This window comes from Bacillus norwichensis (assembly GCF_014836955.1).
Lineage (GTDB): Bacteria > Bacillota > Bacilli > Bacillales > Bacillaceae_C > Siminovitchia > Siminovitchia norwichensis.
Genome location: NZ_JACSPV010000010.1, coordinates 121,754 through 139,686, shown reverse-complemented (window position 1 = coordinate 139,686; position 17,933 = coordinate 121,754). Strand labels below are relative to the sequence as shown.

Below are 17,933 nucleotides of genomic sequence, written 5' to 3'. Positions count from 1 at the left end.
TTCGAACCGCCGTATACCGAACGGTATGTACGAGTGGTGTGAGAGGACGGGAGTTAATCACTCCCTCCTACTCGATTGCAAAATTCTCATTGCCTTCATCCAATTTATTATGATCTTATAACAAAAATGGGAAAAACCAATTCAAGCGTTTTTAACGGTAGCTAACTATCATTTACTTGAACGGCAGATGAATAAAATTTTACAAACACTTGCAACAACGAAAGATAAAAACATCATCCTTGCCGTACGAGGTATTGTTGAATATATACGGGTGACTGGCTGATTCTCCTTCTAACCTACTTTCTTCTATTATATAGTAGTACTATAATAAAGAGAGAGGATAGAATTTAGAATTTCTTTATATTATCGAGGTTCAGTATCCACCCTCATAAAATAAAAACAATTATATAAACTTTTTCTGGAAAGGTTGGACCTATTAATGAGTCATGTTGTAGCCCATAAAAATATTGAAGTACGTTATGCAGAAACAGATCAGATGGGAATAGTGCATCATTCCAACTATATTGTTTGGATGGAGCTTGGAAGGACACAGCTTATAAAGGATTTGGGATTTTCCTATGCAGAAATGGAGAAAAGTGGCATTCTTGCCCCAGTATTGGATGTTCAGGTTTCCTATAAAAAACCGCTCACGTATGGTGATCATGCAATCATCGAAACTTGGATCGATTTTTATGATGGTTTTAAAGTGATCTATGGATACAATATTCTGAATGAAAGCGGCGAACTGGCCGTTATCGGATCTACAAGTCATGTTTGTGTACGGGATGAAGATTTCCGTCCAATTCGCATGAAAAAGATGTTTCCAGATTGGCACGAAGCTTATGAAAAAGCAAAGAAAAAGCAGCAATCTGAGGGCGACTGAGATGGCATTTGGTATTAAAAGAGATGAATTGAGGAAATGGAAGGCGGCTATAGATGAAGGGAACATTGCGTTTATTACTCATTTTTGGCTCGATGAACGCTGTCCAAATATGAACACTGTTACAAAGGTAGGCTGTCAGGATTTGGGACGGCTCGCAGCATGGGGTGCCGCTTATGGGTTGAAAAAGGAATGGATTCATATTAGAAAAGACGGCTATTCCCATTATGATCTTTTGGGAGAGAAACAATTTCAAATCCTTCAGGCTGAGGGAAAGCTGTATCAGCTATCTCGATTGACACAAATCAAATCAGGCAGTTCATGGTGAACTGCCTGATTTGATTACTTTTTTTCATAACTATAGATAAGGCCGTCCTTATTTTCATCTACGTCAACGATCAGGTCATGGTCCTTAAAATACCACAGATCTCCTTCTTCGATAAAAAAAGAAATCCCATCTTTTTGATGCTCGACTCCAGGATCCATTGGCTCTTCCTTATTCATTCCAAGAGAAAAACCTTCGTGAAGTGGGCTGGAGCCGCCATACCTGACAAAAAACCTCACTGAGTCACCCTTTGTTAAAAACATTTCGTCTTTAAACCACTCTACGGCATCATTAGATAAATTTATCTGCATATTTGGAATCCCCTTTTCTTAGAAACAGCCGAGTTAATTCAACAATAGAAAACAATGCTCCTAATATCAAGGAATTTGCATAAATTGATTAATCCTTTTGCTTGTTTCACTCGTTAACCCTTTTTCGTGCGCTACATCTAACGGATAGACATGATAATTTTTTGTACCCTCGCTGGCTGTAAATGTTGGATAAAAACGAATCTCTTTTAAGTTTACTCTTCTTTCACCCTGAATCAATTCCTTTTCCACCGATATCTGTGCCATACCGCCAATATCTTTATAATCGCCTTTTTGACCAGCCAAGAAATTGCCAAGGGAGTAGATGACCAATCCTGAACCTCCACCTTCTTTATTGAAAATCTCCATTTGTTGAAGAACATGCGGGTGGTGGCCAAAAATAATATCAGCACCGTTTTCTATAAACTCTTGTGCCAATGATCTTTGCTTATCGTTTGGAGTCCTGACATATTCATCTCCCCAGTGCAAGGCCAATACAATAACATCAGCCTCTGACTTTGCTTTTTGAATATCAGACAATACTCGTTCTTTATCTAAATTGCTGACCAAATAAGGTTTTTCTTTTGGAATAGGTAGACCATTAAAATGTTCAGCATAGGACAAAATGGCAAATTTGATTCCATTTTTCGTCACGATGCGAATTTTTTCTTTATCTTCAGGACTTTTAAAAATACCTGTGTACGTCAAACCTTTTTGTTCATAATAATCAATGGCGCTTAATATTCCGGCTTCGCCTTTATCAAGAGAATGGTTATTGGCACAGGTTACCATGTCTACTCCAGCACCCATAATGGCATCAATAATCTCATAAGGACTGTTAAACCTGGGGTAAGTGGATATACCAATCTTTTCCCCTCCAGGGATAGATTCCTGATTGGCTATAAGTAAATCGGGTTTTTGCAGCATTGTTTTTACAGATGACAACATAGGTGTAAAATCATAGCCTGTTTCAGTTTTGGCATCTTCATATACGCGGTCATGAATTAGGATATCCCCGATGCCAGCAATCACTGCCTCAGTTTTATAAGTTTTTTCTTGTAAAGCACTTTCTCTGGAGGTTTGATATGAAATTGTTACTTGATTTGAATCAACTCCATTCAGATTGGCTATATAAATAATAAAGCCAATCACTGTGAGAAACACTAGTACGCCTGTAATGATAATTGGTTTAGTTTTCAAAGGGATTCCCGTCCTTATCGACTAGATTTTTTAGATCCATGTCACTTTTGGCTCGGTTTTATTCCTTATTCTTTTGATGTTTGCTCTATGACGATATACGACAAATACTTCAAATGCTGTTACCACAATGATTAATGGCCAGTCTTGAAGAATGAGGCAGTAGATAAGACCCGCTATACCGGCTACCATCGATGAAAGGGATACATACTTGGATATTTTTAAAGTAAGTAAGAAGGCAACGATCAATACTACAAAAAGTAAAATGTTATATCCGAGCAAAACCCCAGCAGAAGTTGCAACTGCCTTTCCGCCTCTGAATTTTGCAAAGACAGGGAACATATGACCAACGACGGCAAATATTCCTACAAGCAATGGATGAATGTGCAGATCGAACAATAAAGGCAGAAAAATAGTGACTGTCCCTTTTAATATATCAGCTATAGTTACGGCCGCTCCTGCTTTTTTTCCAAGTGTCCGAAATGTATTAGTGGCGCCAAGATTTCCGCTGCCATGCTCCCTGATGTCAATTCCGTAAAAAAGCTTTCCTACAATCAATCCTGACGGAATGGAGCCAATTAAGTAAGATAATAAAATAACGACGAAATAAAACATGAAAATTGCCCCTTTTTGTCACTTAAAAGAAAGTAATGTATTTGCTTTTACATTGTACCATGAGAGTGAGCAAAATGATTAGAATTTATTGCAAATCCTATGGTAGTGCTTGCGTGAAAAGAAATAGTGACTTACGATAGTGTAAAGAGGACAATACAAGGAGGTTCATTATGGCAATCGAAAATCCAAGCAGGGAAGAGATGGGTAAGATTTTAAAAAAAGCAAAGCGCATCGCTGTTGTCGGCCTGAGTGATAACCCAGAACGTACATCTTACAGTATAGCCGAGGCGATGAAGCAAGCCGGATATGAAATCATTCCTGTAAATCCGAAGGTAGATGAAGTGTTTGGAATAAAGGCATTGGATTCTTTAAAGGATATCGAAGGTCATGTCGATATAGTAAATATATTCAGGCGTTCCGAAAATCTCCCAGAACACGCTAAGGAGTTCGTAGAAATTGATGCGGATGTATTTTGGGCCCAGCTTGGTGTTGAAAATGAGGAAGCATACCAGTTTTTGAAAGATAAAGGGTATACTGTCATCATGAACCGCTGTATCAAGGTCGAACATTCATTGACACGATAAAAAACAAGCGCAGCTGACGCTTGTTTTTTTGAGTAAATAAAGTATAACTTGTTATGAATGGTTTATCTTTGTCTGCTACGACGTACAGGAAGTGCTAGTGCAAGCGAAGCGACAGGATGTCGCGTTCTGAGCCTGCAAGCCAAGGCGCTTGCGCTTTTTCTGTGAAAATACATATGGCGAGCTCCTGGGAATGAGGAAATAAATTTTCATCCTGGGGTGTGAGTGTAAAAACATAGGTGTTTCTTATCACCTAACATAACAAACATCCTTTTTTTCTGCATTTGCCAAAAGGGTTCAATGAGATATACAATAAGACATGCTTTGGTAAATATGGTATAGTTATCAATACGAACAAATGTTTTGGTGGCGGTTAGGCCCTATGAAGGGAGAGCGATTATGGCTGAAAATATAATGACTGATTATAATGATGACTCTATCCAGATATTGGAGGGACTAGAGGCTGTTAGAAAGCGTCCTGGTATGTACATAGGATCAACGGATGCCCGCGGCCTGCATCATCTTGTTTATGAAATTGTTGACAACTCGGTGGACGAAGCTCTTGCAGGATTTGGCGATCGAATCATCGTTAAACTTCATAAAGATAACAGTGTGAGTGTAGAAGATAAGGGGAGAGGTATGCCGACAGGCATGCATCAATCCGGAAAGCCAACAACGGAAGTTATCCTGACTGTTTTGCACGCGGGCGGGAAATTCGGACAAGGGGGATACAAAACGAGCGGCGGGCTCCATGGAGTTGGTGCATCGGTTGTAAACGCCCTTTCCGAATGGCTTGTAGTGACGATTAAAAGAGACGGTAATATATACGAACAAAGGTTCCAAGATGGAGGAAAACCGGAGACGACACTTGAACGTTTGGGCACTACTAGGCAAACGGGGACCACGATTCATTTCAAACCGGACCCGGCTATTTTTAGTGCTACTTCTTTTAATTACGAAGTATTAAGCAGCAGGTTAAGGGAGTCGGCTTTCTTACTTAAAGGTCTTACAATCGAGCTTATCGATTTGAGGAATGATCAGCAGGAAGTCTTCCATTATGAGAATGGCATTGAAGCTTTTGTAGAGTACTTGAATGGAGAGAAGGATGTGCTTCATCCTGTTGTTTCTATAGAAGGGAAGGCCGGAGGTATTGAATTGGAATTTGCTTTCCAATTCAATGACGGTTTCTCAGAGAATATCCTTTCTTTTGTAAACAATGTCAGAACAAAAGATGGGGGAACCCATGAAGTGGGTGCAAAAACAGCCATCACAAGGGTATTCAACGAGTTCGCCCGCAAAAACGGGATGTTGAAGGAAAAAGATAAGAACCTTGAAGGCACCGACATTAGAGAAGGCCTCGCTGCTATCATCTCGGTTCGCGTTCCGGAAGATATGCTGCAATTCGAGGGTCAAACAAAAGGGAAGCTGGGTACAGCAGAAGCGAGATCAGCTGTTGATACGACTGTTTCTGAGCATTTATCTTATTTCCTCGCAGAAAATCCAACGATTAGCTCTCTGCTTGTCAAAAAAGCAGTCAAAGCTGCTCAGGCAAGAGAAGCCGCTAGAAAGGCCAGAGAGGATGCCCGCAGCGGGAAACGCAAAAAGCGGACAGATGCTCTATTGTCTGGAAAACTTACACCTGCGCAATCTAAAAATCCGAATAAAAATGAACTTTATCTTGTCGAGGGTGATTCTGCTGGTGGATCTGCCAAACAAGGGCGTGACCGAAGATTTCAGGCAGTCCTTCCTTTACGGGGAAAAGTCATCAATACGGAAAAAGCAAAGCTTGAAGATATTTTTAAGAATGAAGAGATCAATACGATTATCCATACAATCGGTGCAGGAGTGGGATCGGACTTCAATATTGATGATGTCAATTATGATAAAGTCATCATTATGACGGATGCTGATACAGATGGGGCTCATATCCAGGTACTGTTGTTGACGTTCTTCTATCGGTATATGAAGCCTTTGATTGAAGTTGGGAAAGTTTTTATTGCCCTTCCTCCACTCTATAAAGTGAGTAAGGGTACTGGCAAAAAAGAAGTAATTGAGTACGCCTGGACAGATGATGAGCTGGACGGAGTGACAAAAAAAGTCGGTAAAGGATTCATGCTTCAACGCTATAAAGGTCTTGGTGAGATGAACCCTGATCAGCTTTGGGAAACGACAATGGACCCTGAAACAAGAACGTTGATACGGGTTTTGATTGATGATGCAGCGAGCGCGGAAAAGCGGGTAACGACATTAATGGGTGACAAAGTCGAGCCGCGCAGGAAATGGATTGAGAAAAACGTTCAGTTCGGCATGCAGGAAGATACAAATATATTAGAGAATGAAAATATCACATCAGAAGGGGGATCTGCAAAATCATGACTACAGCAGAAAGATTTCAAGATTTGCCCCTTGAAGAAGTGCTTGGCGACCGTTTTGGCCGTTATAGTAAATACATTATTCAAGACCGGGCTCTTCCAGATGCACGTGATGGATTAAAACCCGTACAAAGAAGAATTCTATATGCAATGCATGCAGAAGGCAATACGGCTGATAAAGGATTTAGAAAATCAGCCAAAACAGTAGGTAATGTAATTGGTAATTACCATCCGCATGGAGACTCATCTGTCTATGATGCAATGGTCAGGATGAGTCAGAATTGGAAAGTGCGTAATATTCTTGTTGAAATGCATGGAAATAACGGCAGTGTTGACGGTGATCCCGCAGCTGCCATGAGATATACAGAGGCGCGGCTTTCTGAACTTTCCGCTGAGCTTTTAAGAGATATCGATAAAAGAACGGTGGATTTCATTCCGAACTTTGATGATACTTCTTCTGAGCCGACTGTCCTCCCAGCAAGATTTCCTAACTTGCTTGTCAATGGCTCTACGGGGATTTCTGCAGGTTATGCGACGGACATTCCGCCCCATCATTTAGGAGAAGTGATCGAGGCCGTCATGATGAGGATTGAAAAGCCAGCTTGCTCGGTGGAAGAAGTCATGACCGCAATCAAAGGTCCAGATTTTCCAACAGGCGGGATCATTCAAGGTATAGACGGTATCAAAAAAGCCTATGAAACGGGAAAAGGGAGAATTGTCGTAAGAGGAAAGACAAATATTGAAACAATCCGGGGAGGCAGGCAGCAAATTGTCATCACCGAGCTTCCGTATGATGTTAACAAGGCAAATCTCGTCAAAAGGATTGATGAATTCCGGCTGGACAGGAAGCTGGAAGGAATTTCAGAAGTGCGTGATGATACAGATCGGACAGGACTTCGAATCGTCATTGAATTGAGACGGGAAGCCGATGCTGAAGGAATATTGAATTACCTGTTTAAAAACAGCGACCTTCAAGTTACCTACAATTTTAATATGGTAGCAATTCAGGATCAAAGGCCGAAACTAATGGGCATTCTGGCTTTGCTTGATTCCTATATTCAGCATCAAAAAGAAGTGGTTACAAATCGTTCGCGATATGATTTGGAAAAAGCGCTCGAGCGGCAGCATATCGTTGAAGGCTTAATGAAGGCTCTTTCGATTCTCGATGAAGTCATTGCGATGATTCGTGCTTCAAAGGACAAACGGGATGCAAAAGAAAATTTAATCAAGAGATTTGAGTTTTCGGAAAAACAGTCCGAAGCCATCGTTTCTTTGCAATTATATCGTTTAACGAATACAGATATTACAGCTTTGCAAAAAGAAGCCGAACAGTTGAATACATTAATTGAGCAGCTAACGGCTATCTTGGAAAGCGAGAAGAAGTTATTAAGTGTGATCAAGAAAGAATTGAAAGACGTTAAGAAAAAATACGCGGATGAACGCAGAACGGTCATCGAAGATAAGATAGAAGAAATAAAAATTAATCTGGAAGTCACAATTCCGAATGAAGACGTCATCGTTACAGTGACAAAGGATGGTTATGTCAAGAGAACAAGCATCAGGTCATATTCAGCATCCAATGGCCAAGACCTGGCAATGAAAGAATTGGACAGGCTGCTGTTGCTGGAAGAATTGAATATGGCAGATACACTACTTCTCTTCACAGATAAGGGCAACTATATTTATATACCTGTTCATGAGCTTTCAGACATTCGCTGGAAAGATCTCGGACAACATATTTCCGGTATTGTACCAATCGACCAAGATGAAGAGATCATCAAAGCCATATCGATAAAAGAGTTTAAAGAGGAACAATACCTGTTCTTTATCACCAAAAATGGTATGGTGAAAAAAAGCTCCCTCAATCTTTACCAGGTACAGAGATACTCACGTCCGCTCGTTGCTGTCAACTTGCGTCCTGACGATGTTGTCATCGATGTTCATATGACAGATGGTAACTGTAGTATATTTTTGGCAACACATCTTGGCTATGGGGTCTTTTTTGATGAATCAGAGGTAAATCCTATCGGTGTACGAGGGCTAGGCGTCATCGGAATGAATTTATTGGACGGAGACTTTGTCGTGGGCGGAGAAGTCTTTCTTGAAGAAAACAGTCCGGCTGTATTCATTGCAACAAATCGGGGGGCTGTCAAGAAGGTGAAGCTTTCTGAGTTTGAAAAGAGCAGCCGTGCCAAACGCGGCGTTGTTATGCTAAGAGAGTTAAAAAACAATCCGCATAGAGTCTCAGGGTTAAGACTAATCAAAGATGACCGCCCTATTAATATAAAAACTGATCGAGGAAAAATTGAAAGAATAAATCCAGCACAGTTGCGTTTCAGTGACCGCTATTCAAACGGATCATTTATTATTGACGAAAAAGAAAGCGGCCATATCCTTGGAATATGGGTAGACCCTGAAATCGAAACTTCATAATGGTGAAAGACAGTCCTTATGCTGAGCTGTCCTCCAATTGTTAGACGCAGTTTAACATTTGGAGGTACAGTTCACTTTTTAGGGACTGTCTTTTTGGCATTCGGATTATCGAAATAATTGACAGCTACTTCTTTTAAACCCGACTATTTTTTTACTATAATAAAGAAAACCACAAAAGGGAGGATGTATCATGACCAAACATCGGATTTATACAATGAGTGTCGCAAGTGTCTATCCCCATTACGTTACGAAGGCGGAGAGAAAAGGACGTACGAAAACAGAAGTCGATGAAATCATCTGTTGGTTGACAGGGTATAGCCAGGAAGAGTTAGAAGCGCAACTGGAAAAGCAGACAGACTTTGAGACTTTCTTTGCGGGAGCTCCCCAACTGAATCCTTCGCGGTCTTTGATCAAAGGTGTGGTCTGCGGTGTCCGAGTGGAAAACATCGAAGAACCAACTATGCAGGAAATTCGCTATTTGGATAAGCTGATCGATGAGTTAGCAAAGGGAAAAGCAATGGAGAAGATATTGCGGAAATAATAATTAAAAATGAAGAAACTCCAATTACCCTTTTTTTATGCTTTTATGTTTTTTAAACCGATGGCCGGATGCTGAAACATATAATGCCCGGACGAAGAACCCTATGTAGTTAACACTCTTGCCTAATTTTTGCTTGTCAAGCTTGATCAAGGCGTTTTTACATTTCGAAACAGTCTGTGCGTCGATGAACAGGCGCTTCCCCTTTTCTGTTGTCCAGTTCCAGCGCCTATCGACTAGCAGACTTCGCGGACTCCTCCTACGATAAGTCAACATCGCTCCACTACGTTTCGCGTGTTTCCTTTATCTCGTCAGAGCCACTCCAGTCTGTACGTCGATAGACAGGCGCCTCCACTTTTCTATTAATCATTTTGCCTTTTTTCTAACAAGTTATAAATATACTATTGAATTAATTTTTATACATAGTATAATATTAACATCTACAAATTAAACGGAATGGTTTCGTCGAGTCTAAAGCAAGGAGTGGTTGTAAGTGAAGGCAGGGGTTATTGGAGCAACGGGATATGGAGGAGCTGAACTGCTCAGAATCTTGCAATCTCACCCAACATTTCAAATTGAATCAGTCTATTCATCTTCACAGCAAGGAAAAAGCATTGTGGATCATTATCCACATTTAACAGATATTGTACCAATGACATTGGAAGAGATTGATCCGGCGGCTATTGCACAAAAGTTGGACATTGTTTTCCTGGCTACTCCTTCAGGAGTATCGTCGGAAATTGCGCCATTGCTTTTAAAAGAAGGTTGTACGGTCATTGATCTTTCCGGAGATTTCCGGTTAAAGAATATCAAGGATTATGAAGACTGGTATAAGAAAAAGCCGGCACCACAGGAATGGGTCGATCAGGCTGTATACGCAATTCCTGAACTGAATCGTTCGACGATCAAAGATACAAAGTTCATTTCAAATCCGGGCTGTTATTCGACTGCCACGCTTCTGGGGCTCGCGCCGCTTGTACACCAAGGCCTTATTGAAGAAAAGTCAGTCATTGTAGATGCAAAATCTGGCGCATCTGGGGCAGGACAAACAGCATCTTTCCATACTATTTACAATGAACTCAATGAAAATTTTAAAATATATAAAGTGAATGCCCATCAGCATATTCCAGAAATTGAACAAATGCTCTCCAGCTTGGGCTACGAATCTCCGATTACATTTAATACGCACCTTGTTCCAATGACTAGGGGCATAATGGCTACAGCTTATGCTTCATTGAAATCTGACATCAGCCAAGAAGACATAAACAAGGTGTATAACGAATTTTACAAAGATGAGCCGTTCATAAGAGTTCGAAAAAATGGTACTTTTCCGGCTACAAAAGAAGTTTACGGTTCAAACTTTTGTGATTTAGGGATCAGTGTGGACACGAGGACAGGAAGAGTGACCGTCGTATCAGTCATTGATAATTTAATGAAAGGTGCCGCAGGTCAGGCTGTTCAAAATGCAAATATCCTATTTGGCTTAGAGGAAACAGCAGGTCTGCATTTCATACCGGTTTATCCATAATTCATGGAGGATGAAAAATAATGAAAGACATTATTGTAATTAAATGCGGGGGGAGTATGATCGATACGCTCTCCGATGAATTTTATAAAAGTATTAAAGTAATAAAAGACAGCGGCCTGCATCCAGTCATTGTACATGGCGGAGGTCCGGCCATCAATCAAATGTTGGAAGAGTTAAAGATTGAAAGTGAGTTTAACAATGGTTTGAGAAAAACCACTTCTGATGTAATGGATGTCGTCGAAATGGTCTTATCCGGTTCTATGACGAATACCTTGGTAAGAAATTTGGCAAAACACGAGTTGCCAGCACTTGGAATGACTGGATTTGATGGTTCTCTGCTGAAAGCCAAAGCGAAGGATTTTGAAAATTTGGGTTTTGTTGGAGAAGTTACAGAAGTGAACAGTGATTTCCTTTTCAATATCATCTCTATGGGAGTCATTCCTGTCATTTCTCCGCTAGCAGCAGGAATTGATGGTGTCTCTTGCTATAACATTAATGCCGATACAGCTGCTGGAAGTGTCGCAGTTGCCTTAAAAGCGGCGAAACTCTTATTTGTTACGGATGTTCCCGGTGTTCTAAAAGAAAAGAGTTTAATAGAAAACGCGACCGTTTCAGATATTTTAAATCTGATAGATGACGGAGTCATTACTGGAGGAATGGTTCCCAAAGTAATGGCAGCCATCAACAGTTTAGATGGCGGTATGTCCAACGTAATGATAGTCAGCGGAAAAAACAGCCTGTTAAACGGGGAAAAACTTATTGGCACAACGATATACAAAGAATTGGAGGCTGTTTATTAAACATGTCACACTTATTTAACACATATGCGAGATGGGATCTCGAACTTGTTTCAGGTAAGGGAACGAAGGTAGTGGATGTACATGGTAAGGAATATTTAGATTTCACTTCTGGAATTGGAGTTTGTAATTTAGGGCATTGTCACCCTACTGTTGTAAAATCTGTCCAGGAACAACTGAATAAGCTTTGGCACACATCCAATCTATTCCAAAGCTCCCTTCAGGAACAGGTGGCCGGACAGCTTACAGAAAATTCTTCCGGGGATGCCGTTTTCTTTGCAAACAGTGGAGCCGGTGCAAATGAAGCTGCGATTAAATTAGCACGAAAATATACAGGAAAGTCAAAAATCATCACCTTTTTGCAATCATTCCATGGACGTACTTTAGGAACGATTGCCGCCACAGGACAGCAAAAGGTAAAAACAGGCTTTGGCCCTTTACTTGAAACCTTCGTTCATGTTCCTTTTAATGATATTAATGCATTAAAAAACGAAGTAGACAGCAAAACAGCTGCCGTTATGCTAGAAGTGATCCAGGGTGAAGGCGGAATACTTCCAGCAGAAAAGGATTTTTTACAGGAAGTTGAAAAGATATGTAAAGAGAGTAATGTGCTGCTTATAATAGATGAAGTACAAACGGGGATAGGCAGAACAGGTAAGCCTTTTGCCTACCAGCATTTTAATATCTCACCGGATATTATTACGACTGCTAAAGGACTTGGAAATGGTATTCCTGTCAGCGCAATGATTGGTAAGGAAAAATTAACATCAGCTTTTACTCCAGGAAGCCATGCAACAACTTTTGGCGGGGGGCCATTGGCCATGACTGCAGCGAATGAAGTGCTAAAAATCATTTTCAACGAGGAATTTCTGTCAACAGTTGATAAGAAGAGTGATTATTTGGTTGAAAAACTGCAATCGAGCCAGTTGAAAGGTATGGCTGATATCCGCTATAAAGGCTTGATGGTAGGAATTGAGTTTTCGGAAGATGTTAGCGAACGGCTTGCGAAGTTAAGGGAAGAGGGACTAATCGTTTTAAACGCTGGGCCGAACGTGATACGGATGCTTCCTCCGTTAACTGTTTCATATGAAGAGATTGACGAAGCAGTCGACATTTTACAAAAGACTATTTAATTTTTTTTTCGATATAATTGCATAAAAATGCAAAAACTAAAATAAAAATACGAAAGCGGGGAGAAGAAGGAATGGAAGGATCCTTAATACTCGCTAATGGTGAAAAGTTCACCGGACAGTGGCAAGGCAACCCAAAAGACCATATCGGAGAGTTGATTTATTTTACAGGAATGGCACGATTCCAGGAATTCATAACAGACCCTGCCAATAAAGGGAAAGTTGTCATAGCGACTTTCCCTGGCATTTTAAACAGCGATTTGGACCCCTCAAAGTTTGAAAGCGACCAAATCCAAATTGGCGGGCTGATCACCCAGCAAGATGTCAACATGCCTGTCGATGTAAAGGGAATAAATGTATTGGATCTATTTTCTGAACAAAATATACCAGTTTTGACAAGCATGGATACAAGAGCCTTGATTAAAAGAGTGAAAAAAGAAGGGGAAATGCCTGCGATTATTTCATCAAAGTATACAGTGAATCGTCTTTCTGCTCAAATGGAAGATATTTATGCTAACTTTGGAACAGAGCATATTATCCCAAAGGGTCACAAGCACATTGTCGTTATAAACTTTGGGTATAAAAAATCACTTATTCACTCACTCTCTCAATCTGGTCATAAAGTGACAGTTACTTCTGGCCACATTGATATCAGCTTAATTCATTCATTAAAACCTGATGGAATCATTTTTTCAGGAGGGCCTGGTAATCCGTTGGAATGGCAAAAGTTTTTCCCGGATTACAAAAAGCTGGCAATGAAATACCCAACATTGGGGCTCGGGCTTGGACATCAGATTTTAGCCCTTGCGTTCGGAGCGAATATTGAAAAGATGCCTGCCGGTCATCGGAATTTCAAAGAAGCTGTTATTGAGACTGATTCCCAAAAGGTTTTTATGTCCAACCAAAATCACGGTTATACAGTCAATGAGAAGAATTTGAAGCAATATGGTTTCCGTGTGTCCTTTAAAAATGTCCATGACGGAACAGTAGAGGGGCTAGTTCATGAACAATATTTGGTTGTAACATACCAATTTCATCCTGAACAGGTTCATAATCCATTGAATGAGTTAATTTTTAATCACTTTTTCAAAACAGTAAACGAAAGCAAAGGAGCAAGTGTTTATGCCTAAGGGAAAGGACATCAAGAAGGTTCTGGTGATTGGTTCCGGGCCTATCGTCATTGGGCAAGCAGCAGAGTTTGATTATGCCGGTACGCAAGGCTGCCTGGCGCTTCAGGAAGAAGGCTGTGAGGTTGTCCTTGTCAATAATAATCCAGCGACTATCATGACAGATGAACAATTCGCCCAAACCGTCTACTTTGAACCTCTGACAGTGCAAAGCATTGTCGAGATCATCAAAAAAGAGAAACCCGACAGCATTCTTGGGACACTTGGAGGGCAGACAGGGCTCAATTTGATCGTCGATTTATATAAGCAGGGATATTTAGACAAATTTAATATCCAGGTTCTTGGCACAACGCCTGAGTCAATCATTCAGGGAGAAGACAGGGAGGCCTTCCGCGCGCTCATGCATGAACTTGGAGAACCTGTGCCAAACAGTGAAATTATCCACTCTGTTGAAGAAGCTATATCTTTTGCGAACAAGCAAGGTTATCCAATCATCATTCGCCCGGCCTATACATTAGGTGGCGGAGGCGGAGGTATCGTCAACAATGAGGAAGAATTGATGACAGTAGTGAAAAAAGGGCTTGAATCTAGCCCGATTACCCAGTGCCTGATTGAAAAAAGCATTGCGGGCTTCAAAGAAATTGAGTTTGAAATGATCCGAGATGCCAATGATACATGTATTGCTATTTGCAGCATGGAAAACTTTGACCCGGTGGGTGTCCATACTGGGGACTCCATCGTGTTTGCTCCTCAGCAGACACTGACAGATGTCCAATTTGATGCTTTGTACCAATCGGCAGTCAAAATCATCCGTGCTTTGAAAATTATCGGCGGCTGCAATATCCAATTTGCGCAAGATCCAAAAACAAACCAGTATTATTTAATAGAAGTGAACCCAAGATTAAGCAGGTCTTCTGCTTTAGCATCCAAAGCGACTGGCTATCCGATTGCCCGGATTGCTGTAAAACTGGGACTTGGCTATCACCTCCACGAAATCATTAATCCTGTGACAGGAACAACCTTTGCAAGCTCTGAACCTGTAGTTGACTATACGGTCGTCAAAATGCCACGTTGGGCTTTTGATAAATTTCCTAATGCCAAAAAGGAATTGGGAACGACAATGAAAGCCACTGGGGAAATTATGGCGATTGATCGATTGCTTCCAGCAGCTCTGCAAAAAGCGGTTAGATCTCTTGAGTTAAAGACGAATGGCCTCAAACTAAAAGGAATTTCTGACAAAAGTAATGAAGAGCTTTGGGGTTCTGTCATGCATGCTGATGATTCTCGTTTCTTTGCTATACTGGAGCTCTTAAGAAGAGGAGTATCGAGCGGGGAGATTCATGAAAAAACTAGCATCACCCCATATTTCCTAGAGGTTCTAACAAAAATTGTCCAAATGGAAAGCCAAGCTGAGAAAGAAAAAATTGATACAGTTAGCCTTGAATTTTTACAGCAACTCAAAGAAAATGGGTTTTCTGATGCTTGGCTCGCTTCTGTGTGGGGCACATCGTTAAGCCAGATTAGAAAAAAACGGAAAGACCATGGCATTGTACCTGTCTTTCAGATGGTCGACTCTTGTGCAGGTGAATACGTGGCGACAGCTCCGTATTTCTATTCCACCTGGAAAGGAGAGGGCGATCAGATCCTCCCTGACAAGCATAAGAAAAAAATGGCGATTATCGGATCAGGACCTATTCGAATTGGTCAAGGAATAGAATTTGACTATTGTACAGTTCGTGCAGCATTAGCTTTGAAAGAGACCGGATATGAGACCATTTTGATCAATAATAACCCCGGTACTGTCAGTACTGACTTCCAGGTTGCGGATCGCCTATACTTCGAACCTCTCCATATTGAGGATGTACTGAACATATTGGAGCATGAAAAGCCAGATGGAGTGATTGTTCAGTTGGGAGGACAAACAGCGATTAACTTGGCGAATGATTTGGAAGAGAACGGTATCCCGCTCCTTTCTATCACACAAGATCAAATCGATGCCGTCGAGGACCGTGAAAAATTCTATACCTTGTTGAAAGAGCTGGAAATTCCTCATATTCCAGGGGTAACGGCCTATGACAAAAACGATTTGAAACTAAAAACGGCTGACATTGGTTTTCCCGTTTTATTAAGGCCGTCGTACGTTATTGGGGGGCAGGGAATGCTCATCATTGACAATCAGGAAGAGCTGGATAACTGTCTTGTTAATATTGACTATCCTGTTTTGATTGATGCTTATTATAAGGGACAGGAGCTTGAAGTAGACGTTTTAACGGACGGCCAAAACATTCTTATCCCAGCTTATTTTGAGCATATTGAAAAAGCGGGTGTCCATTCAGGTGACAGCATGACGATTACGCCGCCAATCCATGTAACAGAGGAAATCAAAGAAACAGTTTATGAGTATTCGAAAAAAGTCGCTCAAAAGCTACAATTCAAAGGACTGTTCAATGTCCAGTTCGTTGTTTTTAACAATAGAGTTTATATGCTGGAGGTAAATCCGAGGGCTTCGCGTACACTCCCTATTGTAAGTAAAATTACAGGACTTAATTTAATCGACCAGTGCGTGAGTGTCTTGACTGGATCACCTTTATCTATAAACAATCAGCCGACACAATCTTTTTACACGATTAAAAATCCTATTTTTTCTACAGGAAAGCTTGATGGCGTAGACCCTAAGCTTACTCCTGAAATGAAATCTACCGGAGAATTGATCGGATTTGGTGAAACAGTGGAAGAGGCGTTAGCCAAAGCGCTGCTTTGGAATGAGAGACTGGCTGCAAAACAGGTAAATGCCCGCCAGGAAATATATGTAGATGCAGATGGTGAGGAAGAAGCGGTTATTGAGAATTTGATCCTTGGTTCTGGTAGCGTAATGGTAACGGAAACATCGGGAATTTCTTTTGCTGACTGGGTGAAAAACGACAGGGGCTCTGTTTTATTAAGTCTTGGCAAAGATGAGGACTCTATTCAAAAAAGGCAATTGGCTTCAGCATCACAACTGCAGGTAATGACAGAAATTGATACATTTAAAGCATACTTAACAGCCATCAAACAAAAAGTCAGCATGCCGAAATCACTTCAAAGCTGGCTCGGAAAAACAAAAAAGGACGTGGTGACATCGTGACAGCAACATCTGTTTCACTAAAGGGAAAGCATTTACTTACATTAGCGGACTTAACAAAAGATGAAATCATGCAAATCATTCTGGATGCTATCAAGCTGAAAGAGTTGCAAAAAAAAGGGGAAACTCATCATTACTTGAAGGGGAAAACCCTGGCAATGATTTTTGAAAAACTTTCTACAAGGACACGTGTTTCGTTTGAAACTGGAATGTTTCAATTAGGGGGTCATGCTTTATTTTTGGGCAAAGATGATCTTCAAATGGGGCGCGGTGAAACTGTAGAGGATACAGCAAAAGTATTATCGCGATTTGTGGATGGCATCATGATTAGGGCATACAGTCATGAATCTGTTGTGCAGCTCGCAAATAATTCAGATGTGCCAGTTATCAACGGCTTAACAGATGACTATCATCCTTGTCAGGTATTAGCTGACCTCATGACTTTGTATGAAGCAAAAGGAAATCTGGAAGGTAAAAAGCTGGCTTATGTTGGCGATGGGAATAATATGGCCCATTCCCTGATGATCGGCTGTGCTAAGTTGGGAGTAAGCTGCTCAATTGCGGCTCCAAAAGGCTATGAACCAAAACAAGCTATCGTCGAAAGAGCACAGGAGTTTGCAAAAGAGACTGGTGCTGTAATTGAAGTTACAAACGATCCAAAAGTAGCTGCAAATGGTGCAGATGCTGTTTATACGGACGTATGGACGAGCATGGGCTGGGAAGCTGAACAAGAGGAAAGATTAAAAGCATTTGCAGATTTTCAAGTGAACAGCGAGCTTATGGCAGAAGCAGATTCGGAAGCAGTATTTCTTCATTGCTTACCTGCACATAGAGGCGAGGAAGTTAGCGCTGAAGTCATCGAAGGACCTCAATCTCTTGTCTTTGATGAAGCAGAGAATCGCCTTCATGCACAAAAAGCTCTGATGGTCGCATTGATGGCAGACTGATTCAATTCACCCCTTATAGGCATTTGTCATATAA

Annotated in this window: 15 protein-coding genes; 12 read left to right on the top strand and 3 right to left on the bottom strand. The window is 41.0% G+C overall.

Going from position 1 to position 17,933, the window contains the following annotated elements; genetic code table 11:
* Nucleotides 1–439 precede the first annotated feature (439 nt).
* Together H9631_RS08400 and H9631_RS08395 are read left to right on the top strand one after the other, a co-directional pair.
* Complete coding sequence (locus H9631_RS08400; protein WP_191811744.1) at nt 440–883, top strand: acyl-CoA thioesterase; 444 nt, start codon at nt 440–442, stop codon at nt 881–883.
* Nucleotide 884: 1 nt separating this feature from the next.
* Nucleotides 885–1,208 (top strand): hypothetical protein, encoded by a 324-nt coding sequence (locus tag H9631_RS08395; RefSeq protein WP_191811743.1) that lies wholly within the window; start codon nt 885–887, stop codon nt 1,206–1,208.
* Between the two features lie 14 nt (nt 1,209–1,222).
* Here H9631_RS08395 and H9631_RS08390 read toward each other — a convergent pair whose 3' ends face one another.
* The 3 genes from H9631_RS08390 to plsY form a co-directional block, all read right to left on the bottom strand.
* Nucleotides 1,223–1,516, bottom strand: a complete 294-nt coding sequence (locus tag H9631_RS08390; protein ID WP_191811741.1) for a HesB/YadR/YfhF family protein — start codon at nt 1,514–1,516, stop codon at nt 1,223–1,225.
* Between the two features lie 66 nt (nt 1,517–1,582).
* Nucleotides 1,583–2,713 carry a CapA family protein gene (locus H9631_RS08385; protein WP_191811739.1) on the bottom strand — a complete coding sequence of 377 codons (1,131 nt, stop codon included), beginning with the start codon at nt 2,711–2,713 and terminating at the stop codon, nt 1,583–1,585.
* A gap of 30 nt (nt 2,714–2,743) precedes the next feature.
* Nucleotides 2,744–3,325, bottom strand: a complete 582-nt coding sequence (gene plsY, locus H9631_RS08380; protein ID WP_191811737.1) for a glycerol-3-phosphate 1-O-acyltransferase PlsY — start codon at nt 3,323–3,325, stop codon at nt 2,744–2,746.
* 170 nt (nt 3,326–3,495) lie between these two features.
* Between plsY and H9631_RS08375 the strand changes: the two genes are divergently transcribed.
* From H9631_RS08375 to argF, 10 genes are all read left to right on the top strand, one after another.
* Nucleotides 3,496–3,909 (top strand): CoA-binding protein, encoded by a 414-nt coding sequence (locus H9631_RS08375; protein WP_191811735.1) that lies wholly within the window; start codon nt 3,496–3,498, stop codon nt 3,907–3,909.
* 396 nt (nt 3,910–4,305) lie between these two features.
* Complete coding sequence (parE, locus tag H9631_RS08370) at nt 4,306–6,282, top strand: DNA topoisomerase IV subunit B (protein ID WP_191811733.1); 1,977 nt, start codon at nt 4,306–4,308, stop codon at nt 6,280–6,282.
* Nucleotides 6,279–8,711 (top strand): DNA topoisomerase IV subunit A, encoded by a 2,433-nt coding sequence (gene parC, locus H9631_RS08365; protein ID WP_191811731.1) that lies wholly within the window; start codon nt 6,279–6,281, stop codon nt 8,709–8,711. Before parE ends, parC begins: the two co-directional genes overlap by 4 nt.
* A 190-nt stretch (nt 8,712–8,901) precedes the next feature.
* Nucleotides 8,902–9,252, top strand: a complete 351-nt coding sequence (locus H9631_RS08360) for a DUF2200 domain-containing protein (RefSeq protein ID WP_191811729.1) — start codon at nt 8,902–8,904, stop codon at nt 9,250–9,252.
* 490 nt (nt 9,253–9,742) lie between these two features.
* On the top strand, nt 9,743–10,777 hold the full coding sequence (gene argC, locus H9631_RS08355) for an N-acetyl-gamma-glutamyl-phosphate reductase (RefSeq protein ID WP_191811727.1): 1,035 nt from the start codon (nt 9,743–9,745) through the stop codon (nt 10,775–10,777).
* Nucleotides 10,778–10,797: 20 nt separating this feature from the next.
* Entirely contained in the window at nt 10,798–11,577 is a 780-nt protein-coding gene (gene argB, locus H9631_RS08350) for an acetylglutamate kinase (RefSeq protein WP_191811725.1), read from the top strand.
* 2 nt (nt 11,578–11,579) lie between these two features.
* A complete protein-coding gene (locus H9631_RS08345; RefSeq protein WP_191811723.1) occupies nt 11,580–12,707 on the top strand; it encodes an acetylornithine transaminase in 1,128 nt (375 codons plus the stop codon).
* Between the two features lie 71 nt (nt 12,708–12,778).
* Nucleotides 12,779–13,834, top strand: a complete 1,056-nt coding sequence (locus tag H9631_RS08340; protein WP_191811721.1) for a carbamoyl phosphate synthase small subunit — start codon at nt 12,779–12,781, stop codon at nt 13,832–13,834.
* On the top strand, nt 13,827–16,955 hold the full coding sequence (locus H9631_RS08335; protein ID WP_191811719.1) for a carbamoyl phosphate synthase large subunit: 3,129 nt from the start codon (nt 13,827–13,829) through the stop codon (nt 16,953–16,955). Before H9631_RS08340 ends, H9631_RS08335 begins: the two co-directional genes overlap by 8 nt.
* A complete protein-coding gene (gene argF, locus H9631_RS08330) occupies nt 16,952–17,899 on the top strand; it encodes an ornithine carbamoyltransferase (RefSeq protein WP_318246787.1) in 948 nt (315 codons plus the stop codon). The genes H9631_RS08335 and argF overlap by 4 nt, the downstream gene beginning before the upstream one ends.
* Nucleotides 17,900–17,933 lie beyond the last annotated feature (34 nt).

Bases quoted from the DNA above. Each gene is read 5' to 3' on its own strand.
- H9631_RS08395 (WP_191811743.1), top strand. From the start codon at position 885: ATGGCATTTGGTATTAAAAGAGATGAATTGAGGAAATGGAAGGCGGCT.
- parE (WP_191811733.1), top strand. From the start codon at position 4,306: ATGGCTGAAAATATAATGACTGATTATAATGATGACTCTATCCAGATA.
- parC (WP_191811731.1), top strand. From the start codon at position 6,279: ATGACTACAGCAGAAAGATTTCAAGATTTGCCCCTTGAAGAAGTGCTT.
- H9631_RS08375 (WP_191811735.1), top strand. From the start codon at position 3,496: ATGGCAATCGAAAATCCAAGCAGGGAAGAGATGGGTAAGATTTTAAAA.
- H9631_RS08360 (WP_191811729.1), top strand. From the start codon at position 8,902: ATGACCAAACATCGGATTTATACAATGAGTGTCGCAAGTGTCTATCCC.
- H9631_RS08335 (WP_191811719.1), top strand. From the start codon at position 13,827: ATGCCTAAGGGAAAGGACATCAAGAAGGTTCTGGTGATTGGTTCCGGG.
- H9631_RS08400 (WP_191811744.1), top strand. From the start codon at position 440: ATGAGTCATGTTGTAGCCCATAAAAATATTGAAGTACGTTATGCAGAA.
- H9631_RS08390 (WP_191811741.1), bottom strand. From the start codon at position 1,516: ATGCAGATAAATTTATCTAATGATGCCGTAGAGTGGTTTAAAGACGAA.
- H9631_RS08340 (WP_191811721.1), top strand. From the start codon at position 12,779: ATGGAAGGATCCTTAATACTCGCTAATGGTGAAAAGTTCACCGGACAG.
- H9631_RS08345 (WP_191811723.1), top strand. From the start codon at position 11,580: ATGTCACACTTATTTAACACATATGCGAGATGGGATCTCGAACTTGTT.
- plsY (WP_191811737.1), bottom strand. From the start codon at position 3,325: ATGTTTTATTTCGTCGTTATTTTATTATCTTACTTAATTGGCTCCATT.
- argB (WP_191811725.1), top strand. From the start codon at position 10,798: ATGAAAGACATTATTGTAATTAAATGCGGGGGGAGTATGATCGATACG.